This is a genomic window from Janibacter sp. A1S7, assembly GCF_037198315.1.
In the GTDB taxonomy this organism is placed as follows: Bacteria; Actinomycetota; Actinomycetes; order Actinomycetales; family Dermatophilaceae; genus Janibacter; species Janibacter alittae.
The window spans coordinates 2,467,444-2,489,044 of sequence record NZ_CP144913.1 but is presented as its reverse complement, the minus strand read 5'-3'; the positions used below and the strand labels follow the sequence as shown (position 1 = coordinate 2,489,044).

The following is a 21,601-nucleotide window of genomic DNA, read 5'->3' as shown; positions in this document are numbered from 1 at the left end:
CGTGGTGCCAGACTGGGGTCGTGACGAAGGGAGGGGTGCCTGTGGGCATCTACCGCGACCACATCCTGCCCCGGCTGGTCGACCGGACCTGTGGTCTCGCGGCGCTGGAGCCGCACCGACGGCGGGCGTGTGCCGGCCTGGACGGTGAGGTCGTCGAGGTCGGCTTCGGGTCCGGGCTCAACGTGCCGTTCTACCCACGGACCGTCACGCGGGTGCGGGCGGTCGAGCCGGCGGACCTGGCCTGGCGTCTGGCCGCTGACCGGGTCGCGGCCAGCGCTGTCCCGGTGGAGCGTGCGGGTCCGGACGGGCAACGCCTGCCCTTCGCCGACGAGGCCCTCGACTCGGCGCTGGTGACCTGGTCCCTGTGCACGATCCCTGATCCGGTCGCTGCCCTGGCGGAGGTGCGGCGCGTGCTCCGGCCGGGCGGGGCCCTGCACTTCCTCGAGCACGGGCTCGCCCCCGACGAGGCGGTGCGCAGGTGGCAGCACCGCCTGGAGCCGCTCCAGAAACGCCTGGCGGGCGGGTGCCACCTCACGCGGGAGCCGGCGGTGATGCTCGAGGCGGCCGGCTTCACGCTCGGTGAGGTCGAGCACTTCTACCAGCCCGAGGCGCCCCGGCCGATGGGCGCCCTCTCGCTCGGGGTGGCCCGCGCCTGAGGGCGGGGACGAGGCGTCGGGGTGTCACCGGCCCCACGTAGGCTGGAGTGCGACATGAGCAGCCTCTTCGACGACCTTCCCGATGCCCTTCCCGGTGACTGGACCCGGGAGGTGACCGACTCCGGAGTGCCGACCTGGGCGATGTCCGACGAGGGCCCGACCCGGGCCGCCCACGCCCACCACCGCCCACCCCACGAGGTCGACCCCGAGGAACTCCTGGCGGGTCTCAACGACGCCCAGCGAGAGGCCGTCGTCCATCAGGGTGGGCCGCTGCTGATCATCGCCGGCGCCGGCTCCGGCAAGACCCGCGTGCTCACCCACCGCATCGGTCACCTGCTGGCGGCCCGGGGCGCCCAGCCCGGCCAGGTGCTGGCGATCACCTTCACCAACAAGGCCGCTGCCGAGATGCGTGAGCGGGTCGAGGAGCTCGTGGGCCCGCGGGCTCGGGCGATGTGGGTGATGACCTTCCACTCGGCGTGCGTGCGGATCCTGCGCCGCGAGGCGACCAAGGTCGGGATGAAGAGCAACTTCTCCATCTACGATGCCGCGGACAGCCAGCGGCTGGTCGCACTCGTGATGCGGGACCTCGACCTGGACCCGAAGCGTTTCCCGCCGCGAGCCTTCGGTCACCGGATCAGCAACCTGAAGAACGAGCTGGTCGATGAGGAGGAGTTCGCCCGCAGCGTCTCGATCGACGAGGACGCGCAGACCGGCGGAGCACCTCAGGACCGCACGCTGGCGCAGGTCTACAGCGAGTACCAGCGCCGGTTGCGTCAGGCCAACGCCCTGGACTTCGACGACATCATCATGACGACGGTCAACATCCTGCAGGCCTTCCCGGACGTGGCCGAGCACTATCGCCGTCGCTTCCGTTACGTGCTCGTCGACGAGTACCAGGACACCAACCACGCGCAGTACCAGCTGGTGCGTGAGCTCGTGGGTGGCGGCGCCGAGGGCCGCCCGCACGACCGCAGCTCGGCCACCGTCTCCAAGACCGTCGAACCGAGCGACCTCGTCGTCGTCGGTGATGCGGACCAGTCCATCTACGCCTTCCGCGGTGCCTCCATCCGCAACATCATCGAGTTCGAGCAGGACTACCCGCATGCGCGCACGATCGTGCTCGAGCAGAACTACCGCTCGACGCAGACGATCCTCACCGCGGCCAATGCCGTCATCGAGCGCAACGAGTCCCGTCGCAAGAAGAACCTGTGGACCGAGGCCGGCGACGGAGTGCCGGTCGTCGCCTACGTCGGTGACAACGAGCACGATGAGGCGTCCTTCGTCGCCCAGACCATCGACGACCTGCACGACGAGCACGGCGTGCGACCGGGCGATGTCGCGGTGTTCTACCGGACCAATGCGCAGTCGCGTGCGATCGAGGAGGTCTTCGTCCGGGTCGGCCTGCCGTACAAGGTCGTCGGCGGCACCCGTTTCTACGAGCGGCGTGAGGTGAAGGACGCGTTGGCCTACCTCCACGTCATCGCCAACCCTGCCGACACGGTCAACCTGCGCCGCATCGTCAACGTGCCCAAGCGCGGCATCGGCGACCGCGCGCTGGTCGCGATCGGGCAGCTCGCCGAGCGCGAGCGCATCCCGCTCATCGCCGCCCTCGGACGGGCGGAGGACGCGCCGGGCATCGCCACCCGCTCGGTGACGTCGATCGCCGGTTTCACCGCGCTCCTGGAGGGCCTGCGGGAGCAGTACGAGGGCGAAGGGGGGATCGGCGACCTCCTCGAGGCCGTCCTGGAGCGTACTGGCTACGTCGCCGAGCTGCAGGCGAGCCGGGACCCGCAGGACGAGACCCGGTTGGAGAACCTCGCCGAGCTGGTCGGTGTGGCCCGCGAGTTCGACGCGACCCGCGAGGTGACGGGCGAGGTGGTCAGCCTCGACGACTTCCTCGAGCAGGTGAGCCTTGTCGCGGACGCCGACGAGATCCCCGAGGACGAGGAGGGCCCGGACGGTGCCGTCGACCAGGGCGTGGTCACCCTGATGACCCTCCACACGGCCAAGGGCCTGGAGTTTCCCGTCGTGTTCCTCACCGGCATGGAGGACGGGACCTTCCCGCACAACCGCAGCCTCGGTGACTCCACGGAGCTGGAGGAAGAGCGTCGACTGGCCTACGTCGGGATCACCCGTGCCCGCGAGCGACTGCACCTGTCCCGGGCCGCGGTGCGCAATGTGTTCGGCACGCCCCAGTACAACCCGCCCTCGCGCTTCCTCGACGAGATCCCGGAGCACCTGCTGCAGTGGGAGCGCACCGGCCCGCCGCTCGGCGGCCCCGGTGGCTCCAGCGGGCCCGGCCGCGAGCCCGCGGTGGCGCGGCTGGCCGCCCGGCCCGGCGTGCGCTCACCGGGCAACCGTCCGATCATCGCGCTCGCCGACGGGGACAAGGTCACCCATGACAGCTTCGGTCTCGGCACGGTCATCCGCGTCGAGGGTGCGGGCGACAAGGCGATGGCCCACGTCGACTTCGGGGGAGAGGACGGGGTCAAGCGTCTGCTGCTGCGCTACGCGCCCCTCGAAAAGATCTGAGGGCCCCGACGCCCGAGAGGTGACCGGCCCCCTTCGTCGTGCTCAGGACGTCAGAGGATGCCTCGCTCGGTCAGCCAGCCCGTCGGGTCGACCGGCTCGCCGCCGCCGGGGCGGATCTCCAGGTGGAGGTGCGGACCGGTCGAGCGACCGGTGTTGCCGGAGTAGGCGACGGTCTCACCGGCGGCGACCTGCTGGCCGACCGAGGCGGCGACGGAGGACAGGTGTCCGTAGCGGGAGACGGTTCCGTCCGCGTACTCGACGTCGATGTAGATCCCGTAGCCGCTCATCGGGCCGGCCCCGACGACCGTGCCCTCGCTCATGGCCCGCAGCGGGGTACCCACGGAAGCGCCGTAGTCGACCCCGGCGTGCAGCCGTCCCCAACGGACGCCGAAGCCGGAGGTGAGTGGCCCGCTGGCCAGCGGGCGGACCCAACCGGAGGCGGTCGTCTCGGCGTCCTGCGTGTCCTCGGGCTTCTTCTTCGCGGCGAGGTCCGTGCGCTCCTTGTCCCGGTCGGCACGCTCCTGGGCGCGGACCTGGCTCTCGGCGACGTCGTCGGCCACAGCGCGGCGACGCTCGGAGAGCCCTGAGGAGTTGCGGGAGGCAGTGGCGACCTCGGTGCGCACGTCCTTGGCCAGCTGCGGGTCCTCGAGAAGCGCGGTCGCGTTCAGCGAGGCCGATGCCTGCTCGGCGACCTCGCCCGAGAAGGGCGAGGACTGGGCGGCGGTGGCACCGACGGCGGTGAGCGCCAAGGTCACGGCGGCAGCCGTCGGCAGTGCGTAGGCGGCGGAGAAGCTCTTGGGGAGGCGGGAGCGGCGTTCGAGGGCGCGGCGCTCTGCGCGTGTGGGAGGACGGTGTCGACCCGAATACTCACTCATGAAAAAGACGTCGTCCTCGGCAGGGAATATCTAGGACAAATCTCCGAAACCCTAGCGTGACCATTTCGTTACGCAAAACCGGGGTCCTCGGCGTCGGCCATGATGGCGGAAAACCGCGCACGCGGGTCAGGTCACGGGTGAGAGATGCGTCACCGAGGCGGTGGGATCGCCGTCGCTGTCGAGCTGGGTCAGGCTGCGGGCGATGCGGTGGACGACGCTCGGCAGGATCGGCAGGGAGATGTGCCCCACCCCGCGCAGCCGGATGTTCGTCGTGGCGACCCCCTCCTGCTCCAGGGACGCGTTGACGGCGGGCACAACCGCCTCGTCGGTGTCGGACCAGAAGGCGACGACGCGGGTCCGGCAGCCCGGGGCCGGCTGATTCAGCTCCCGCATCAGCGGGCTGGCGGGACGCAGCTGGCGTGCCAGCGGGGTCGGGGCGACGTGGGCCCAGAGCGTCCCGGTGTGGGGGGAGCCCAGTGTGACGAGGGTGTGCACGCGCTCGTCACCGCCGAGTCGGGTGACGTAGTAGCGGCCGATCACCCCGCCGAGGCTGTGTGCCACCACGTGGATCCTCTCGTACCCGGTCTCCTGGGCGATTGCCTCGATCTCCTCGGCCAGCTGGACGGCGAGCGTGCGAACGTCCGTGGTGCGGGCCGAGTAGTTCATCGCGAAGACCTGGGAGAACCCGCGACGCAGCAGACCCCGGCGCAGCAGCGCGAAGATCGAGTGGTTGTCGGCCAGGCCGTGCAGCAGCAGGATCGGCGTTCCGAGCTCGGCGACCCCGGAGACGAACATCCCGCGCTGCATGGGCGAGAGGTGCTCGATGCGGTACCCCTGTCCGACCGGCCCTCGGCGCGGCCGGCGGGCCCCGAAGGGGTAGAGCGACACGTGGGTGGACGCCCAGATGACCTCGACCGCGGCGAAGACCGCCGACCGGGGCGTGGCCATCTGCCGCAGCTGCCGGCACACGCCGCTGCGCAGCGAGGGCGACGGTGCCGCATCGCTGCTCACGTCGGCGGTGTCGCGTGCCTGCTGCAGAGCCATGGTGACCACACGGTAACCCCGCGTTCACTGGTCGGGGCAATAGTTGAGACCGGTCCGTGATGGACCATTCAATGGTCCCGGATGGACCGGACGTGCCGACGCCACCCCTCGGGCGCTACTCTCGACCCGCACCCCGTTACCACAGCAGAGGACGGAATCACCCTCGTGGATCTCTTCGAGTACCAAGCACGCGACGTGTTCGAGAAGCACGGCGTCCCGGTTCTTGCCGGCGCCGTTGCCACCACCCCGCAGGAGGCGCGAGCCGCCGCCGAGACCATCGGCGCCAAGAGCGGCGGCGTCACCGTGGTCAAGGCTCAGGTCAAGACCGGGGGTCGTGGCAAGGCCGGCGGCGTCAAGGTCGCCAAGACGGCCGACGAGGCCGAGGCGCACGCCGAGGCCATCCTGGGCATGGACATCAAGGGCCACACGGTCCACGAGGTCATGATCGCCCAGGGCGCCCAGATCGCCGAGGAGTACTACTTCTCGATCCTGCTCGACCGGGCCAACCGGACCTACCTGGCCATGTGTTCCGTCGAGGGCGGGGTGGAGATCGAGCAGCTCGCCGTGGAGCGCCCCGAGGCGCTCGCACGCATCGCGGTCGACCCCAATGTCGGCATCGACGACGCCAAGGCGAAGGAGATCGTCGAGGCGGCCGGCTTCGAGGCCGCCGACCAGCCGAAGATCGCGGACGCGATCAAGAAGCTCTGGGTCGTCTACCGCGACGAGGACGCCACCCTCGTCGAGGTCAACCCGCTGGTGAAGACCGAGCAGGGCGAGATCATCGCCCTCGACGGCAAGGTCACCCTCGACGGCAACGCCGACTTCCGCCAGCCGGACCACGCCGCCCTCGAGGACTCGGCCGCGGCCGACCCGCTCGAGGCCAAGGCCAAGGACCTGGGTCTGAACTACGTCAAGCTCGACGGCAACGTCGGCATCATCGGCAACGGCGCCGGCCTGGTCATGAGCACCCTGGACGTCGTCGCCTACGCGGGCGAGGACCACACCGGGGGCCGGGCCAAGCCGGCCAACTTCCTCGACATCGGTGGCGGCGCCTCGGCCGAGGTCATGGCCAACGGCCTGGACGTCATCCTGAACGACGAGCAGGTCAAGTCCGTCTTCGTCAACGTCTTCGGTGGCATCACCGCGTGCGACGCGGTGGCGGACGGCATCGTCGGCGCCCTGAAGACCTTGGGTGACGAGGCCAGCAAGCCCCTCGTCGTCCGCCTCGACGGCAACAACGTCGAGGAGGGCCGGCGCATCCTCGCCGAGTTCAACCACCCGTTGGTGTCCATCGAGGACACCATGGACGGCGCTGCCCGCAAGGCCGCCGAGCTGGCCGCGAAGTAAAGGACGTAGAGAACAGACATGGCAATCTTCCTCACCGCTGACTCCAAGGTCATCGTCCAGGGCATGACCGGCTCCGAGGGCATGAAGCACACCACGCTCATGCTTGCCGCCGGCACGAACGTCGTGGGCGGCGTCAACCCCAAGAAGGCCGGCCAGAGCGTCGACTTCCCCTCGGGGCAGTCCGTTCCCGTCTTCGGCTCCGTCGCCGACGCGATGAAGGAGACCGGCGCCGACGTGTCGGTCATCTTCGTGCCGCCGGCCTTCGCCAAGTCCGCCGTCGTCGAGGCGATCGACGCCGAGATCCCGCTCGCCGTCGTCATCACCGAGGGCATCGCGGTCAAGGACTCCGCAGAGTTCTACAACTACAGCAAGGGCAAGGCCACCCGGATCATCGGTCCGAACTGCCCCGGTCTGATCAGCCCCGGGCAGTCCAACGCGGGCATCATCCCGGCCAGCATCGCCGGCGCGGGTCGTATCGGTCTGGTGTCCAAGTCCGGCACGCTCACGTACCAGATGATGTACGAGCTGCGTGAGTTCGGCTTCTCCACGGGCGTCGGCATCGGTGGCGACCCGGTCATCGGGACCACGCACATCGACTGCCTCGAGGCCTTCGAGAACGACCCCGAGACCGACGCGATCGTCATGATCGGCGAGATCGGTGGCGACGCCGAGGAGCGCGCGGCGGCCTACATCAAGGACAACGTGACCAAGCCCGTCGTCGGGTACGTCGCGGGCTTCACCGCACCCGAGGGCAAGACGATGGGCCACGCCGGCGCCATCGTCTCCGGCTCCTCGGGCACGGCCGCCGCCAAGAAGGAGGCCCTCGAGGCCGCCGGCGTCAAGGTCGGCAAGACGCCGTCCGCGACCGCGGACCTCATGCGCGAGATCATGCAGGGCCTGAGCAAGTAGGACCGGCACCTCCCGGCGAAGGGGGCCGACGACCACGCGGTCGTCAGCCCCCTTCGTCGTGTGTCGGCACATCGCTGGGGATGCTGTCGGGATCCGGCCCCGACCCACGTGGCGGTGCTGGAGCCTGTGAGCGGACCCACGTGCCGTGATCACGAGCGGACGGGTATCCTCGTGAGCGTACGAACAAACGTCGTACGCGTGCTCCGGGGTCGGTGAAAGTCCGAGCCGGCGGTGACAGTCCGCGAACTCCTCGTCCTCACGGAGGGGAGCCGAGCTGGTGGAACTCCAGCACCGACGGTGAAAGTCCGGATGGGAGGCAGCACGCGGTGGCGCCGCCGTGCCGCGTGGTCTTCCCAGCGGCACGGTCGAGGTCGAGCGATCGACCTTCCGGTGCACGCCGTCACGTCGCAGGACGTGTCTCCCTCGCCCCGTTGCTCGCGTCAGAGCACGAGAGGGTTCCATGAGCCAGCCGGTCGGCCACGCAGCCGAGGTCGACGCCGCCATGTCGCGCGCCGTCGGGCTGGCCGCCCGCGCCCTGGGCCGCACCAGCCCCAACCCCGTCGTCGGGTGCGTCCTGCTGGACGTTGACGGCCGGGTCGTGGGCGAAGGCCTCCACGAGTCCGCCGGTGGGCCGCACGCCGAGGTCAACGCACTGCGCGCGGCGGGGGAGTCGGCTCGGGGTGGAACGGCAGTCGTCACCCTCGAGCCGTGCCGGCACACCGGCCGCACCGGCCCGTGCACCCGGGCACTGCTGGACGCCGGCGTGGCCCGTGTCGTCATCGCCGTGCCGGACCCCACCGCCGTGGCCGGGGGAGGTGCGCAGGAGCTGCGCGAGGCGGGGGTGGAGGTCCTCGTCGGCGTCGGCGGTGACGCGGCCGCCCACGTCAACCGCGCGTGGTTGCACGCCATGACGCTCGACCGGCCCTTCGTCACCTGGAAGCTCGCCGCCACACTCGATGGGCGCACCGCCGCGGCGGACGGCACCAGCCGGTGGATCACCGGTCCGCAGGCCCGCGCAGAGGTCCACCGGCTGCGCGCCCGGTGCGACGCGGTCGTGGTCGGGGCCGCAACGCTGCGAGCCGATGACCCGCACCTGGCCGCACGCGACCTCACCGACGTGGTCCAGCCGCTGCGCGTCGTCCTCGACTCCGGGGCCGGGATCTCCCTGACCGCACGGGTCCTCGACGAGGCCGCCCCGACCCTCGTCGTCGTCGCGGACGACGCGACCACCGACCACCTGATCGCCGCCGACATCGACGTCGTGGCCGTCCCGCGCACGGACGCCGGCCTCGACCTCGCGGCGGTCCTGGCGGCCCTGCACGAGCGCGGCATCCGCTCCGTCCTCCTCGAGGGCGGCGCCCACCTCGCCGGCTCCTTCGTCGCGGCCGACCTCGTCGACGAGGTCGTCGCCCACCTGGCTCCGGCCCTGCTCGGCGACGGTCGCCCCGTCCTGCAGGGCGCCGGCATCACCACCATCACCGAGGCGCTGCGCCTGACCACCACGGACGTCACCCGCCTGGGCGACGACGTCGCCATCACCGCCACCGTCAGAAGGGACAGCTGATGTTCACCGGGATCATCGAGGAGCTCGGGGAGGTGGTCGCCATCGAGACGGGCTCCGACTCCAGCCGGATCACCGTCCGCGGCGACGTCACCACGAGCGACCCCGCCCACGGGGCCTCGATCGCCGTCAACGGCGCCTGCCTCACCGTCACCGACACCCGGGCGAAGGGAGGTGAGGTCACCTTCGACGTCATGGCCGAGAGCCTGCGCCGCACCGGCCTGGGCGATCTCCTGGTCGGTGATGCCGTCAACCTCGAGCGGGCGATGGTCCTGGGCGCGCGTCTGGACGGACACCTCGTCCAGGGGCACGTCGACGGCACCGCGACGATCCTCGAGCGTCGACCGGGCGACCGGTGGGAGGAGGTGCGCCTCTCCCTCGACCCGGGGCTGGCCCCCTTCGTCGTGGAGAAGGGCTCGATCTGCCTCGACGGCGTGAGCCTGACCCTCTCCGCGGTCGGCGCGGACGTCGTCGAGGTCGCCCTGATCCCCACCACCCTCGAGCTGACCACGCTGGGCCGCAAGGGGGTCGGCGACCGCGTCAACGTCGAGGTCGACATCCTCGGCAAGTACGTGGGCCGCATGCTCGCACTCGAGACGGGAGAGAACCGATGACTGGGCGTGACGACCTGCTCGACGACGTCGGGCGAGCGATCGAGGCGATCGCCGCGGGTGAGCCGGTGCTCGTCGTCGACGACGCCGACCGGGAGAACGAGGGCGACATCATCTTCGCCGCCGACGCCGCCACCCCCGAGCTGATGGGTCTGACCGTGCGCCTGGGCAGCGGCGTGATCTGCGTGGCGATGACCGGGGAGGAACTCGACCGCCTCGCGCTGCCGCCGATGACCGCGATCAACGAGGACGCCAAGGGCACCGCCTACTCCGTCTCCGTCGATGCCGCCCAAGGGGTGACCACCGGCATCAGCGCTGCTGACCGGGCCCGCACCGCACGGCTGCTCGCCGACCCGACCACGGTGCGCGGTGACCTCGCGCGACCGGGCCACGTCTTCCCCCTTCGCGCCCGCAGTGGCGGTGTGCTCGTGCGGCGCGGCCACACCGAGGCCGCGCTCGACCTGTGCCGCCTCGGCGGCCGGGCGCCCGCCGGTGTCATCTGCGAGGTCGTCGAGGAGGACGGGTCCATGTCCCGGCTGCCCTCCCTGCGCCGCCTGGCCGACGAGCGCGGCTGGCCGCTGGTCAGCATCGCCGACCTCGTCGAGCACCGCCGGCGCACCGAGGCGCTCATCGAGCCCGTCGTGACGACCCGGCTGCCCACGGCCACCGGCGAGTTCATCGCGCACGGCTTCCGCTCCGGGATCGACGGCAGCGAGCACATCGCGCTCGTGCACGGCGACATCACGACCGGGACCCCGCTGGTGCGCGTGCACAGCGAGTGCCTGACCGGGGACGTCTTCGGCTCCCGCAGGTGCGACTGCGGACCCCAGCTCGAGGCCGCCCAGCGGATCATCGTCGATGCGGGCGCCGGGGTGATCGTCTACGTCCGCGGGCACGAGGGTCGGGGCATCGGCCTCGTCGACAAGCTGCGCGCGTACGCCGCCCAGGACGCGGGTGCCGACACCGTCGACGCCAACTCCGACCTGGGGCTGCCGGTCGACGCCCGCGACTACACCCACGCCGCGCAGGTCCTGCGCGAGCTGGGGATCACCCGCCTGCAGCTCCTGAGCAACAACCCGGCCAAGGTCGAGGCGCTGCGCGCCCTGGGCGTCGAGGCCGTCGGCCGCACGCCACTGCCGGCAGGGGTCACCGACGACAACCTGCGCTACCTGCGCACCAAGCGGGACCGGATGGGTCACGACCTACCGTGGCTGCCGGCCGACAACCAGGACAGGAGCACGACATGAGTGGGCACGGAGCGCCGAGCATCGACATCACCGACGCGGGGGACCTGAAGGTCGTCATCGTCGCCTCCAGCTGGCACACCGTCATCATGGACGGTCTCGTCGCCGGCGCCCAGCGCGCCCTCGGCGACGCCGGGATCACGGCCGAGGTCGTGCGCGTGCCGGGCAGCTTCGAGCTACCGGTCGTGGCGTCGGCACTGGCCGGCAGCCACGACGCGGTCGTCGCCCTGGGTGTGGTGATCCGGGGCGGCACACCGCACTTCGACTACGTGTGCGCCGCCGCGACCGACGGTCTCTCCCGGGTCGCGGTCGACACCCGCACGCCGGTCGGCTTCGGCCTGCTCACCTGCGACGACGAGGCCCAGGCGCTCGCCCGCGCGGGCCTGCCCGACTCGAGCGAGGACAAGGGGCGCGAGGCGGCCGAGGCGGCCGTCGCGACGGCCCTGCTGCTGCGCCGGTGACGCGGTCGACGTGACCCGCGCCTCAGGAGGGTGTCCTCCGCGCGGCGACAGGGTTAGCCTGAGACCGCAGCGCCGACCCGGTCGATTCCCCCTGCTCCCGGGTCGGCGTTGCCCTGTCGCCCGTGGCACGATCAGCGCACGGCGGCCAGGTCGGACATCCTCGTCAGCTCCGACACCGCGACCGAATCGGTCAGCGCGCGGGGCGCGGTCTTCGCCTCGGCCAGCTCCAGCACGGAGACGCCCCGGCCCTGGATCCGCACCACCGCGATGTAGTTGGTCAGGTCGCCGTGCTGCAGCCTGAAGATGTTCGAGGTGAGCTGGGTCGAGGTCCCGCCGATCGCCGGGCCCGGGCACGCTCCGCTGCTGTAGCCGGCGAGCAGCTCCGAGCGAACGGCGTCCGGGTCCGACGCGAGGGCGATGTACTGCCGGCCGAAGTAGTTGTCCTCGCCGGGTCCGGAGCGGATACCCGTGGCGGCCACCGGGGCCTCGAGCTCGCTGGTGATGCAGGCCTCGATGTACGGCGGGGCACCCTCGAGGCGGAGCGGGCCGGAGGTGGTCGCCGCACCTCCGGTCAGGGCGGGTGAGGCCCACTGGTCTGCCGGGACGAAGCGTGCGCTGTCGATGACGTCGGTCGGGGAGTCTGACGACGAGCTCGATGAGGGTGACGCGGTGGCGCCGGTGCCCGCGGTGTCACCGGTGCTGGTGCCGGTGGGATCGGGCGGTGGGATCACGGTCGTCGTCGGTGAGGGTGCGGTCGTGGTGGCGGTGACCGTGTCCGTCTCCGTCGGGTCCGACGTCGTGGACGTCGAGGTCTGCCGTGTCAGGTCCGCCTCGCCGACGACGGCTCGGGCCAGCTCCCGCACGTCGCCGGTGTCACGCAGGCCGTCGGACACGGGGACGGTCAGGAGTGACAACCCGCCACCGTCGGTGACCTCGACCCACCAGACGCTCCCGCCGGTGGCGGGCTCGAGACGCCAGCCGCGGTAGGCCGCGCCGTCGCCGAGGGTGCCGCGCGTGGTGTCGGTGATCGCCAGGTCGCTGCACCGCTCGAGGGCGTCGTCGACCGCGTGGGTCGGCGGCTGCGAGCCCGACTCGGGCAGACCGATCCACTGGACGGCGGGCACACTGCCGTCGGCGAGCCGGGGTGCACCGCGGGTCCACGATGCGTCGTCGGTGGTCTCGAAGCAGCTCCCCCCGTCGGGAGTGTCCGTGGTCGTCGCCCGGACGGAGCGGTCGAGGACGGCGGACCAGGTGCCCGCACTCAGCATGGTCAGGCGCGAGGCGGCCGTGCTCGAGCCGCTGGTGGTCTCCTCGTGCGTACTCGACGTCGCGACCGGACGGTCGGGGGACTGGTTGGCCACGTAGATGCCGGCGGTCGTCGCGACGACGGCTGCGGCAGCCGCCCCCGCGAGGACGGCGAAGGAGCGTCGACGGCTGCGGTGGACGGCGAGGTCGGTCACCTCGTCCGTGCCGCCCTCGGCCCGGACGCGGATGGACTCCGGTTCGGGCAGCGGCTGGTCCGACACGTCGTCCATGAGCGACATCAGCGCGGCCCGGACCAGCTCGTCGTCATCGGGTCCCCACGACGGGTCGTCATGCCGGGTCATCGGGACCTTCTTCCGAGTCGGGTGCGGTCAGGGCCTTGGCGAGCTGGGCACGGCCGCGGTGCAGTCTCGCCTTGATCGTTCCCGGCGGGGACCCCGTCTGTCGGGAGATCTCGTCGACGGACATGTCGGCCAGGTAGTGCAGGGCCACGGTCTCGCGCAGCTCCGGCCCCAGGGTGCGTAGCGCGGCCACCACCGCCACGTGGTCCTCGCTCGGGGCGGCAGGGCCGCCCGGCTGTCCGTGTCGTTCCATCGCCCTGGTCCGGTTGGTGTCCTTGCGCCACGCGGAGATGGCGGTACGCCGCGCGACGGTGCGCACCCACGCCAGTGGTTCATCGGCCGAGCGGACCTGGTCCCACCGTTGCCAGGCCCGGGCGAAGGCCTCCTGCGTGGCATCCCTGGCCAGCTCGAGGTCACCCGTGGAGGCGTAGACGACGTGCACGACCCGTTGCGCGCAGGCTCGGTAGAACTCGTCGAACTCGGCCGCCGCCGACACCTTCCCTCCCTTCATCACCCCTCCAGACGCGCGAGAGCGACACGTGGTTGCACCGGACCCGACAATTCACCTCTGACGCTACGGCTTGTCTGCGTCGCGAGTGGCCCTTCGTAGGTCACGATGGGGCTGTGACCGTGCTGGAGCTCATCAGGTCCGCGGCGACCGCCGACGATGTCCGCCGGCGCCCCGAGCTGCGGGCTGCCGGGGCCGGCGTGCTGACGGCGCTCGCGGGGTTGCTCGCACCCCTCGCGCTCGTCCTCCTCGCGGCGCTGGCCGTCCCTCGCGCCGCTGCCGGCGTGGGGGAGTCGATCGGCTCCGGTGCGCTCCTCTGGCTCGTGCTCGGCGGCGCCCGACTGTCCCTGGACGGGGGCACCGTGGCGCTCACGCCGCTCGTGTGGACCCTCGCCCTGCTCGTGCTCGCCAGGTACGGCGCGCGTCGCGGCCTGCCGGAGGAGCCCGACCTGCGGCTGCAGGGTTCCTGGCTCGGCGGCTACGCCGCGGTCGGCGTGATCGCGGCCCTGCTCGGTCTGCTCGCGCCGATCGGTCCGGATGTGCTCTCCCTCGTCCTGCCGCTGCTCGTGCTCCCGGTCGTGGCCCTGGCCTGGGCGCACGGGCTGCCCGAGGGCATCCGCGCGCTGTGGCGGCGGGCCCCGGTCGCGCTGCACCGTGGGCTCGTCCCCGGGGCGAAGGGGGCCCTGGCCACCGTCGCGGCCGGTTCGGCGCTCGTGCTCGTGGCGGTGGGGGTCAACATCGCCCGCGTCATGCAGGTCCACGCCGACCTGGGGGCGGGCTTCTTCGGTGGGCTGCTGCTGGTTCTGCTCCAAGTGGGTCTGCTGCCGAACCTGGGCGTCTGGGGCGCCTCTTTCGCCGCCGGTCCCGGCTTCACGACCGGAGGAGCCACCACGACATGGGCCGCTGCGGACTCGGGCCTGCTGCCGATGGTCCCGGCGCTCGCGGCTCAGCCGCAGCCGGGGGACCTGCACTGGGCCACCCACCTGCTGATCCTGCTCCCGCTGCTCATCGGCGTCTGGCTGGGTCGCGAGACGCTCGTCTGGGTTCCGCGGCTCGCCGCGACCCAGACCAAGCTCGCGGTCATCGCCGTCTCCGTCGGGGTCGCTGCCCTCGGTGTGGTCGGGCTCGACCTGCTCGGCGGCGGCTCCCTGGGTGCCGAGCACCTCGCCCACCTCGGTGCGCCCGCCCAGTGGCTCGGCCTCGTGCTCGTCCTCGAGCTCGGCCTGGGTGCCCTCGCGGTGTTCGCACGGGAGTGGTGGGTCCTGCGCCGCTGAGCTCGCCCGAGCCCACGCAGTCGCGAAGGGGGAGGGGCTCGGCTCGCGAGCGCGGATAGACTCCCCGGCGTGAGCGACCCCCTTCGTCTCCTCGTCCTCGTCTCCGGATCCGGCTCCCTGCTGCAGGCACTGCTGGACGCGCAGGCGGCCGGCACGCTCCCGGCGGAGGTCGTCGCCGTCGGTGCCGACCGGGCTGGCTGCCCCGGCCTCGAGCGGGCCGAGGCAGCCGGTGTCCCGACCTTCGTCGAGGCGGTCTCCGACCACGTCGACCGGATCGCGTGGGACGCGGCACTGGCCGAGCGGGTGCGTGGACACGCCCCCGACCTCGTCGTCACCGCGGGCTTCATGAAGATCCTGGGCCCGGCCACGCTCGGGTCGGCCACCGTCGTCAACACCCACCCGGCGCTGCTGCCCTCCTTCCCGGGCGCCCACGGGGTGCGTGATGCGCTCGCCCACGGCGTGCGCATCACCGGCTCGACCGCCCATCTCGTCGACGCCGGGGTCGACACCGGTCCGATCATCGAGCAGCGTGTCGTCGAGATCACCGACGAGGACACGCAGGAGTCACTCCACGAGCGGATCAAGGTCGTCGAGCGGGAGATGCTCGTTGACGTCGTCACGGCCATGGCCACCGGTGGCTGGCGGGTCGAGGGGCGTCGCTGCCTCGTGGGCTGAGCCCGGGACCGGGAGACATCGCCAGTTGGTTCGCCAGGCACGGGCCGCAGACGTAAACTCATCCACACACACGACTGGCGAAGGTGGATCACCACCGGGGAGTGGACGTCGGGGTGCATCGCCCGCCTGGGTGCACCCACCACGCAGCCGACCCACCAGGAGCATCCGTGTCCGATCCTCGCCCCGTCCGCCGCGCCCTCGTCTCGGTCTTCGACAAGACCGGCCTGGAGGACCTCGTCTCGGGCCTCGCCGACGCCGGTGTCGAGCTGGTCTCCACCGGTGGCTCGGCCGCCCTGATCGAGAAGCTCGGCCTGCCCGTGACCAAGGTCGAGGACCTCACCGGATTCCCCGAGTGCCTCGACGGCCGCGTCAAGACCCTGCACCCACGGGTCCACGCCGGGATCCTGGCCGACACCCGGCTGAGCGACCACGTCCGCCAGCTCGAGGAGCTGCAGGTCGCCCCCTTCGACCTCGTCGTGGTCAACCTCTACCCCTTCGCCGACACCGTCGCCTCCGGCGCGGGCGTGCAGGACTGCATCGAGAAGATCGACATCGGGGGGCCGACGATGGTGCGCGCCGCGGCGAAGAACCACGCGTCCGTCGCGATCGTGACCGACCCCGACGGCTACGGCGGTGTCCTCGACGCCGTCCGCGGTGGCGGCTTCTCCCTCGAGCAGCGCCAGCGACTCGCTGCCGAGGCCTTCGCCCACACGGCCCGCTACGACGTGGCGGTCGCCGACTGGATGGCCGACACGGTGGCCGACACCGGCGACGGCACCGGCTTCGACGCGCAGATCGGTGGCACCTGGACCCGCGAGCAGACGCTGCGCTACGGCGAGAACCCGCACCAGCGCGCTGCCCTCTACGTCGCCGACGGTGGCGCGGGGCTCGCGCAGGCCGAGCAGCTGCACGGCAAGGCGATGTCCTACAACAACTACGTCGACGCCGACGCTGCTCTGCGCGCCGCGCACGACCACGGTGACCTGCCGACCGTGGCGATCATCAAGCACGCCAATCCCTGCGGCATCGCCGTGGGCGAGACCATCGAGGCTGCCTACGAGCGTGCCCAGGCCTGCGACCCGGTGTCGGCCTACGGCGGCATCGTCGCCAGCAACCGCCCGATCACCGCCACGATGGCGACGGCGCTCAATGACACGTTCTCCGAGGTCGTCCTGGCGCCCGACTTCGACGCCGATGCGCTGGAGATCCTGAAGGAGAAGAAGAACCGTCGCCTGCTGAAGGTCGCCACACCGACACCGGGCGGAGTCGAGGTGCGTCCGATCTCCGGTGGCGTCCTCGTCCAGGACCGCGACGCGATCGACGCCGTGGTCGAGCCGACGAGTGGCGAGGACTCCAGCCGGGGCCGTGGCGGACAGGGCGACGACCCGACTCGGTGGGCCCTGGTGGCCGGTGAGGCTGCGGACGGCGCGACCCTCGCCGACCTCGCCTTCGCGTGGCGTGCGGTACGGGCGACGAAGTCCAATGCCATCTTGCTGGCCAGGGACGGCGGTTCCGTCGGTATCGGCATGGGGCAGGTCAACCGCGTCGACTCCTGCCACCTCGCGGTCGGACGTGCCGGTGAGGACCGGGCGAAGGGGGCCGTGGCGGCCTCCGACGCGTTCTTCCCCTTCGCTGACGGTCTGCAGGTCCTGCTCGACGCCGGGGTCCGCGCAGTCGTCGCCCCCGGTGGCTCGGTGCGTGACGACGAGGTCGTCGAGGCCGCGAAGGCGGCCGGCATCACGATGTACTTCACCGGTACCCGGCACTTCGCCCACTGATCAGCGCCACGCACTGGAAGGATGACCACGTGACTGCACAGATCCTCGACGGCAAGGCGGCGCTCGCGTCGATCAAGGACGAGCTGAGGACGACGGTGGCCGCGCTCAGGGAGCGGGGCATCACCCCCGGTCTGGGCACCGTCCTCGTCGGTGACGACCCCGGCAGCCGCTGGTACGTCGGCGCCAAGCACCGGGACTGCGCCGAGATCGGGATCACGAGCATCCGCCGCGACCTGCCGGCCGACTCGACGCTGGAGGAGGTCCTGGCAGTGGTCCGGGAGCTGAACGAGGACCCGGCCTGTACCGGCTTCCTCGTGCAGCAACCGACCGGTCTGGACGAGAACGCGATCCTCTCGGCGGTCGACCCGGCGAAGGACGTCGACGGGCTGCACCCGGTCAACCTCGGTCGACTGGTGCTGGGGGAGCCGGGCCCGCTGCCCTGCACGCCGATGGGCTGCCTCGAGTTGCTTCGGCGGCACGACGTGCCGACCCAGGGAGCCAAGGTCGCGGTCGTCGGACGCGGTATCACCGTCGGCCGGCCGCTGGGCCTGATCCTCACCCGGCGCAGCGAGAACGCCACGCCGGTGCTGTGCCACACCGGGACGAGGGACCTTGCGGCAGAGGTGCGTACGGCGGACATCGTCGTCGCGGCCGCGGGGGTGCCCGGCATCATCACCGCGGACATGGTCAAGCCCGGTGCCGCGGTGCTGGACGTCGGAGTCAGCCGGGTCGAGGGCGAGGACGGCAAGAGCCGGATCGCCGGCGACGTGGCCGACGACGTCGCCGAGGTGGCCGGTTGGATCAGCCCCAACCCCGGCGGGGTGGGTCCGATGACCCGCGCGATGCTGCTGGCCAACGTCGTCGGAGCCGCCAGTGCCTGACGAGGACGTCCATGGTGAGCTCGACCCGGACGAGGTCGCGAGCGAGGACCTGTCCGAGCAGTCGCGCCCTGCGCTCGACGTGCCGCCCCTGGCGGCGTGGTGGGTCATCGCTGCGGGGGTCGTGGTGGGGCTGATCTTCGTCCTCACCGACCACGTGCTGCGGGCGACCGCGGTCCTCGGTGCCACGCTCGTGCTGGCGGCGGTGCTGCGGATCGTGCTCTCCACGGACCGTGCCGGGGGGCTGGTCGTGCGCAGCCGGGTCCTCGACGTCCTTACCCTCGTCGTGCTCGCGGGGCTGATCGTCGTCTCCGGCTTCACCCTCGACATGACGCCTCGCTGACGGGCCTCGTCCTCGACGTCTGACTCCACACGACTTTCCCCGGGTTCGCCGGGGTTTCATACTCGGGCACAGCCGGTGATTCACGGGTGACCCGATAATCGTGATGGGGCGAGCACAGCGAAGGGGGACCCGCACCAACCGGCGCGGGTCCCCCTTCGTCCGTGCTCGGCCGGTCAGCCCGAGATGAGACCGAGCTTGGTCACGGCGTCGCGCTCCTCGGCGAGCTCGGCCACGGTGGCGTCGATCCGGCCGCGGCTGAAGTCGTCGATCTGCAGGCCCTGGACGATCTCCCACCTGCCGTCCTTGACGGTGACCGGGAAGGAGGAGATCAGGCCCTCCGGCACGCCGTAGGAGCCGTCGGAGCAGACCGACATCGACACCCAGTTGCCCTCGGGGGTGCCCAGCGCCCAGTCGCGCGCGTGGTCGACGGTCGCGGAGGCGGCCGAGGCCGCCGAGGAGGCACCCCGGGCCTCGATGATCGCCGCGCCGCGCTTGGCGACGGTCGGGATGAAGGTGTTCTCCAGCCAGTCCTGGTCGCCGACGGCCTCGGCGGCGTTCTTGCCACCGACCTCGGCGTGGAAGAGGTCCGGGTACTGGGTCGCGGAGTGGTTGCCCCAGATGGTCATCTTCGTGATGTCGGTGACCGGCACGTCCAGCTTCGAGGACAGCTGACTGATGGCGCGATTGTGGTCGAGGCGGGTGAGCGCGGAGAACTGCTCGTTGGGGATGTCCGGAGCGTTGTTCATCGCGATGAGCGCGTTGGTGTTGGCCGGGTTGCCGGTGATCGTCACGTGGACGTCGTCGGCCGCGACCTTGTTCAGCGCAGCGCCCTGCGGGGCGAAGATGCCGCCGTTGGCCTCGAGCAGGTCGCCGCGCTCCATGCCGGGGCCGCGGGGGCGGGCACCGACGAGCAGGGCGTGGTTGACGCCGTCGAAGACCTTCTCCGGGTCGTCGCCGATCTCCACGCCGGCAAGCGTCGGGAAGGCGCAGTCGTCGAGCTCCATGACGACACCCTCGAGCGACTTCAGCGCGGGCGTGATCTCGAGCAGGCGCAGCTCGACGGGCGTGTCGGGACCGAAGAGGGATCCGCTGGCGATGCGGAAGAGGAGGCTGTAGCCGATCTGGCCGGCGGCGCCGGTGACGGCGACCTTGACGGGAGTGGTGCTCACGAGAACTCGTACCCCTTCATGCGGGTGTTGGGGGCGAACAATTGACGGTCCGACCCTACTCCGGGCCGGCTCGGACGGACACCGCGCCCTAGGACAGGACGACCAGGGCGACCGGGTCGGTCGTCGGCTGCTCCGAGCCACCGGCCGGCTCGACGGTCAGACCGACCCCCTTCGCCTGCTTGACGTCACCCTTGAGGACCATCTCGCCGTCGGTCCCGCTCATCACTCCGGCCGGGACCATGTTGCCCTCCTCGTTCTGCAGCCAGGCCTGGTACGCGTGACCCTCGCCGGGGTCGTCCAGGCCCTTGACACGAAGCACCGCCTCGCCCATCTGCTCACTGCGGGTGACGACGATCGTGGCGCCGCTGGTGGTCTCGGCCTGCCAGCTGCGGGCGTCCGGCGCCGAGGCGACCTGCTCGGTGACGCCGGTGGTCGTCTGCTCGACGACCTGCCAGGTGACGCCGCCGCCGACGACGAGGGCTGCTGCGGCGGCGAGGCCGGCCGCCCACCGACGACGACGAAGGGGGATCACCCGGCCGTGCGCAGGGTGCTCGCGGACGCGGGCGGGCGGCACCTCTGCCTGCTGGACGGAGTCCGGTGGGTCCTGCCGTGTCCGGGCCGCTTGCGCGAGGATGTTCTCCCGCAACGAGGGGGGCGGCTCGCTCGCGACGGTCTCGGCGAGCAGGGGGACCACCTCGCGAAGCGAGTCGATCTCGTCCCGGCAGGTCGGGCAGCGGCGCAGGTGCATCTCGAAGTCGGCACGCTCCTGCTCGGTGAGGGAGTTGAGCACGTAGGCGCCGGAGAGGCTGTGCAGATCCTCACTCATGAGGTCACTCCCAACTGGTCTCGTAGGCGGATCAACCCGTCGCGGATGCGGGTCTTGGCGGTGCCGAGGGGCAGATCGAGCAGGCTGGCCACCTCGCGGTGGGTGTACCCACCGAGGTAGGCCAGGCTCACGGCCTGCCGCTGTGCGTCCGTGAGCTCGTGGAGGGCTGCGCGCACGCGGTGGGCCTCCAGTCTCTCGGTCGCCTTCTCGGCTGTCGTGTCGTAGTGGATGTCGCGGGTGCGCGCTTCCCAGGTCTCGTCCCGCGCGGTGGCCGACTGACTGCTGCGGACCCGGTCGACGGCCCGTCGGTGGGCCAGGGTCAGCAACCAGGCGTAGGGAGAGCCCTTCGCCGGGTCGAAGGAGCTGGCGCGACGCCAGACCTCGAGGTACACCTCCTGGGTGACCTCCTCGGCCTGGGCCGGGTTGCGCAGCACCCGCAGCACGAGGCCGTGGACCCTTGCGGACGTGTCGTCGTAGACACGGGCGAAGGCGGCATCGTCCCCCCTGGCCGTGGCTCGGAGCGTGGCCGCGAGCCGGTCGGATTCCGTGACCCCTGACGCCGTCGTACTTCGGGAGGCGGCGCCGCTGGCGCCGTCGCCGGTGTTCTTGCTGGGGAAAGGGGTCACGGAACCCATCATGCGTGATCGATCACTTCGCGGTGGGCATCAGCACGCCGTCGATGATGTAGACCGTCGCGTTGGCGGTCTGCACGTTGCCGCAGACGACCTGCGCCTCACCGACGGTGAAGTCCTCGTCCGACCCCTCGACGGTGACCTCGTCGCCGGCGAGCGTCGAGTGGGTGCCGGCCAGGTCCTCCGGCGCGAGGCGACCCTCGACGACGTGGTGGGTCAGCACCGTGGAGAGCAGGCCCTTCGGGTCGTTCATGGCCTTGTCGAGCGTGGCCGGGTCCATGGCATCGAAGGCGTCGTTGGTCGGCGCGAAGACGGTGATGTCCTCGGCGGAGTTGAGCGTCGAGGCGAGCTCGGCCTTCTTCACCGCGCCGACCAGGGTGCTCAGCGCCGGGTTGTTGCCGGCGGCGGTGGCCACCGGGTCCTCGGCCATGCCGTCGAAGGAGCCCTTGCCGTCCTCGGGTACGGCGGCGCAGCCGTCACCGAAGGGGGCGGATGCTGTCATGGCGTCGTCGCCCGACATGCTCTCCGAGCTCCCGGAGGTGGACTCGGAGGCACTGCTGCCGCCGCTGGAGTCCGCGTCCGAACCGCAGGCGGTCAGGGCGAAGGGCAGGGCGACTGCGGCGAACGTCGCAGCCAGGCGCGTGGTGGTCCTGCGGTTCATGGTGTGCCTCCAA

21 protein-coding genes and 2 riboswitches are annotated in these 21,601 nt (G+C 71.5%); of the genes, 13 read left to right on the top strand and 8 right to left on the bottom strand.

The window, feature by feature from the left end; genetic code table 11:
• Positions 1 to 20: 20 nt before the first annotated feature.
• Positions 21 to 656 carry a class I SAM-dependent methyltransferase gene (locus V1351_RS11980; protein WP_338748412.1) on the top strand — a complete coding sequence of 212 codons (636 nt, stop codon included), beginning with the start codon at positions 21 to 23 and terminating at the stop codon, positions 654 to 656.
• Between the two features lie 54 nt (positions 657 to 710).
• On the top strand, positions 711 to 3,188 hold the full coding sequence (gene pcrA / locus V1351_RS11975; protein WP_338748410.1) for a DNA helicase PcrA: 2,478 nt from the start codon (positions 711 to 713) through the stop codon (positions 3,186 to 3,188).
• Positions 3,189 to 3,238: 50 nt separating this feature from the next.
• Here pcrA and V1351_RS11970 read toward each other — a convergent pair whose 3' ends face one another.
• On the bottom strand, positions 3,239 to 4,063 hold the full coding sequence (locus tag V1351_RS11970) for a M23 family metallopeptidase (RefSeq protein ID WP_338748408.1): 825 nt from the start codon (positions 4,061 to 4,063) through the stop codon (positions 3,239 to 3,241).
• 126 nt (positions 4,064 to 4,189) lie between these two features.
• Entirely contained in the window at positions 4,190 to 5,107 is a 918-nt protein-coding gene (locus tag V1351_RS11965) for an esterase/lipase family protein (RefSeq protein WP_338748406.1), read from the bottom strand.
• Between the two features lie 165 nt (positions 5,108 to 5,272).
• Here V1351_RS11965 and sucC point away from each other — a divergent pair, with 165 nt between their 5' ends.
• From sucC to ribH, 6 genes are all read left to right on the top strand, one after another.
• The gene (sucC, locus tag V1351_RS11960; protein ID WP_338748405.1) at positions 5,273 to 6,454 is read left to right on the top strand and encodes an ADP-forming succinate--CoA ligase subunit beta; all 1,182 of its coding nucleotides are present in this window, start codon (positions 5,273 to 5,275) and stop codon (positions 6,452 to 6,454) included.
• Positions 6,455 to 6,472: 18 nt separating this feature from the next.
• Complete coding sequence (gene sucD, locus V1351_RS11955; RefSeq protein WP_338748403.1) at positions 6,473 to 7,363, top strand: succinate--CoA ligase subunit alpha; 891 nt, start codon at positions 6,473 to 6,475, stop codon at positions 7,361 to 7,363.
• 194 nt (positions 7,364 to 7,557) lie between these two features.
• A riboswitch (FMN riboswitch) is annotated at positions 7,558 to 7,690 on the top strand.
• A gap of 133 nt (positions 7,691 to 7,823) precedes the next feature.
• Entirely contained in the window at positions 7,824 to 8,927 is a 1,104-nt protein-coding gene (gene ribD, locus V1351_RS11950; protein ID WP_338748401.1) for a bifunctional diaminohydroxyphosphoribosylaminopyrimidine deaminase/5-amino-6-(5-phosphoribosylamino)uracil reductase RibD, read from the top strand.
• Complete coding sequence (locus tag V1351_RS11945; RefSeq protein ID WP_338748400.1) at positions 8,927 to 9,538, top strand: riboflavin synthase; 612 nt, start codon at positions 8,927 to 8,929, stop codon at positions 9,536 to 9,538. The genes ribD and V1351_RS11945 overlap by 1 nt, the downstream gene beginning before the upstream one ends.
• A complete protein-coding gene (locus V1351_RS11940) occupies positions 9,535 to 10,782 on the top strand; it encodes a bifunctional 3,4-dihydroxy-2-butanone-4-phosphate synthase/GTP cyclohydrolase II (RefSeq protein ID WP_338748399.1) in 1,248 nt (415 codons plus the stop codon). The genes V1351_RS11945 and V1351_RS11940 overlap by 4 nt, the downstream gene beginning before the upstream one ends.
• Complete coding sequence (gene ribH / locus V1351_RS11935; protein WP_338748398.1) at positions 10,779 to 11,240, top strand: 6,7-dimethyl-8-ribityllumazine synthase; 462 nt, start codon at positions 10,779 to 10,781, stop codon at positions 11,238 to 11,240. The genes V1351_RS11940 and ribH overlap by 4 nt, the downstream gene beginning before the upstream one ends.
• 131 nt (positions 11,241 to 11,371) lie before the next feature.
• Here ribH and V1351_RS11930 read toward each other — a convergent pair whose 3' ends face one another.
• Both V1351_RS11930 and V1351_RS11925 read right to left on the bottom strand, forming a co-directional pair.
• Complete coding sequence (locus V1351_RS11930) at positions 11,372 to 12,847, bottom strand: hypothetical protein (RefSeq protein ID WP_338748397.1); 1,476 nt, start codon at positions 12,845 to 12,847, stop codon at positions 11,372 to 11,374.
• A complete protein-coding gene (locus tag V1351_RS11925; protein WP_338748396.1) occupies positions 12,834 to 13,355 on the bottom strand; it encodes an RNA polymerase sigma factor in 522 nt (173 codons plus the stop codon). Before V1351_RS11925 ends, V1351_RS11930 begins: the two co-directional genes overlap by 14 nt.
• Positions 13,356 to 13,468: 113 nt before the next feature.
• On the opposite strand from V1351_RS11925, the gene V1351_RS11920 reads away from it, so the two are divergent.
• The 5 genes from V1351_RS11920 (at position 13,469) to V1351_RS11900 (ending at position 18,300) form a co-directional block, all read left to right on the top strand.
• Complete coding sequence (locus V1351_RS11920; protein WP_338748394.1) at positions 13,469 to 14,626, top strand: DUF6350 family protein; 1,158 nt, start codon at positions 13,469 to 13,471, stop codon at positions 14,624 to 14,626.
• Between the two features lie 69 nt (positions 14,627 to 14,695).
• On the top strand, positions 14,696 to 15,301 hold the full coding sequence (purN, locus tag V1351_RS11915) for a phosphoribosylglycinamide formyltransferase (protein ID WP_338748393.1): 606 nt from the start codon (positions 14,696 to 14,698) through the stop codon (positions 15,299 to 15,301).
• A 60-nt stretch (positions 15,302 to 15,361) separates the two neighbouring features.
• Positions 15,362 to 15,440: riboswitch (ZMP/ZTP riboswitch) on the top strand.
• Positions 15,441 to 15,468: 28 nt separating this feature from the next.
• Complete coding sequence (gene purH / locus V1351_RS11910) at positions 15,469 to 17,079, top strand: bifunctional phosphoribosylaminoimidazolecarboxamide formyltransferase/IMP cyclohydrolase (RefSeq protein ID WP_338748392.1); 1,611 nt, start codon at positions 15,469 to 15,471, stop codon at positions 17,077 to 17,079.
• 29 nt (positions 17,080 to 17,108) lie between these two features.
• Entirely contained in the window at positions 17,109 to 17,960 is an 852-nt protein-coding gene (locus tag V1351_RS11905; RefSeq protein ID WP_338748391.1) for a bifunctional methylenetetrahydrofolate dehydrogenase/methenyltetrahydrofolate cyclohydrolase, read from the top strand.
• Entirely contained in the window at positions 17,953 to 18,300 is a 348-nt protein-coding gene (locus V1351_RS11900) for a DUF3017 domain-containing protein (protein ID WP_338748390.1), read from the top strand. The genes V1351_RS11905 and V1351_RS11900 overlap by 8 nt, the downstream gene beginning before the upstream one ends.
• 173 nt (positions 18,301 to 18,473) lie before the next feature.
• Here the strand turns inward: V1351_RS11900 and V1351_RS11895 are convergent, their stop codons facing one another.
• The 4 genes from V1351_RS11895 to V1351_RS11880 all read right to left on the bottom strand — a co-directional run bounded on the left by V1351_RS11895 (position 18,474) and on the right by V1351_RS11880 (position 21,588).
• On the bottom strand, positions 18,474 to 19,469 hold the full coding sequence (locus V1351_RS11895) for a malate dehydrogenase (protein WP_338748388.1): 996 nt from the start codon (positions 19,467 to 19,469) through the stop codon (positions 18,474 to 18,476).
• A gap of 88 nt (positions 19,470 to 19,557) precedes the next feature.
• Complete coding sequence (locus V1351_RS11890) at positions 19,558 to 20,295, bottom strand: anti-sigma factor (protein WP_338748387.1); 738 nt, start codon at positions 20,293 to 20,295, stop codon at positions 19,558 to 19,560.
• On the bottom strand, positions 20,292 to 20,930 hold the full coding sequence (sigK, locus tag V1351_RS11885) for an ECF RNA polymerase sigma factor SigK (RefSeq protein WP_422389029.1): 639 nt from the start codon (positions 20,928 to 20,930) through the stop codon (positions 20,292 to 20,294). Before sigK ends, V1351_RS11890 begins: the two co-directional genes overlap by 4 nt.
• A gap of 13 nt (positions 20,931 to 20,943) precedes the next feature.
• Positions 20,944 to 21,588: a fasciclin domain-containing protein gene (locus V1351_RS11880; protein WP_338748384.1), complete on the bottom strand. Its 645-nt coding sequence runs from the start codon at positions 21,586 to 21,588 to the stop codon at positions 20,944 to 20,946.
• Positions 21,589 to 21,601 lie beyond the last annotated feature (13 nt).

Coding starts and splice junctions, on each gene's coding strand:
- ribH (WP_338748398.1), top strand. CDS start 10,779: ATGAGTGGGCACGGAGCGCCGAGCATCGACATCACCGACGCGGGGGAC.
- ribD (WP_338748401.1), top strand. CDS start 7,824: ATGAGCCAGCCGGTCGGCCACGCAGCCGAGGTCGACGCCGCCATGTCG.
- V1351_RS11965 (WP_338748406.1), bottom strand. CDS start 5,107: ATGGCTCTGCAGCAGGCACGCGACACCGCCGACGTGAGCAGCGATGCG.
- V1351_RS11945 (WP_338748400.1), top strand. CDS start 8,927: ATGTTCACCGGGATCATCGAGGAGCTCGGGGAGGTGGTCGCCATCGAG.
- sigK (WP_422389029.1), bottom strand. CDS start 20,930: ATGGGTTCCGTGACCCCTTTCCCCAGCAAGAACACCGGCGACGGCGCC.
- pcrA (WP_338748410.1), top strand. CDS start 711: ATGAGCAGCCTCTTCGACGACCTTCCCGATGCCCTTCCCGGTGACTGG.
- V1351_RS11925 (WP_338748396.1), bottom strand. CDS start 13,355: ATGAAGGGAGGGAAGGTGTCGGCGGCGGCCGAGTTCGACGAGTTCTAC.
- sucD (WP_338748403.1), top strand. CDS start 6,473: ATGGCAATCTTCCTCACCGCTGACTCCAAGGTCATCGTCCAGGGCATG.
- V1351_RS11890 (WP_338748387.1), bottom strand. CDS start 20,295: ATGAGTGAGGATCTGCACAGCCTCTCCGGCGCCTACGTGCTCAACTCC.
- V1351_RS11880 (WP_338748384.1), bottom strand. CDS start 21,588: ATGAACCGCAGGACCACCACGCGCCTGGCTGCGACGTTCGCCGCAGTC.
- V1351_RS11970 (WP_338748408.1), bottom strand. CDS start 4,063: ATGAGTGAGTATTCGGGTCGACACCGTCCTCCCACACGCGCAGAGCGC.
- V1351_RS11940 (WP_338748399.1), top strand. CDS start 9,535: ATGACTGGGCGTGACGACCTGCTCGACGACGTCGGGCGAGCGATCGAG.
- V1351_RS11930 (WP_338748397.1), bottom strand. CDS start 12,847: ATGACCCGGCATGACGACCCGTCGTGGGGACCCGATGACGACGAGCTG.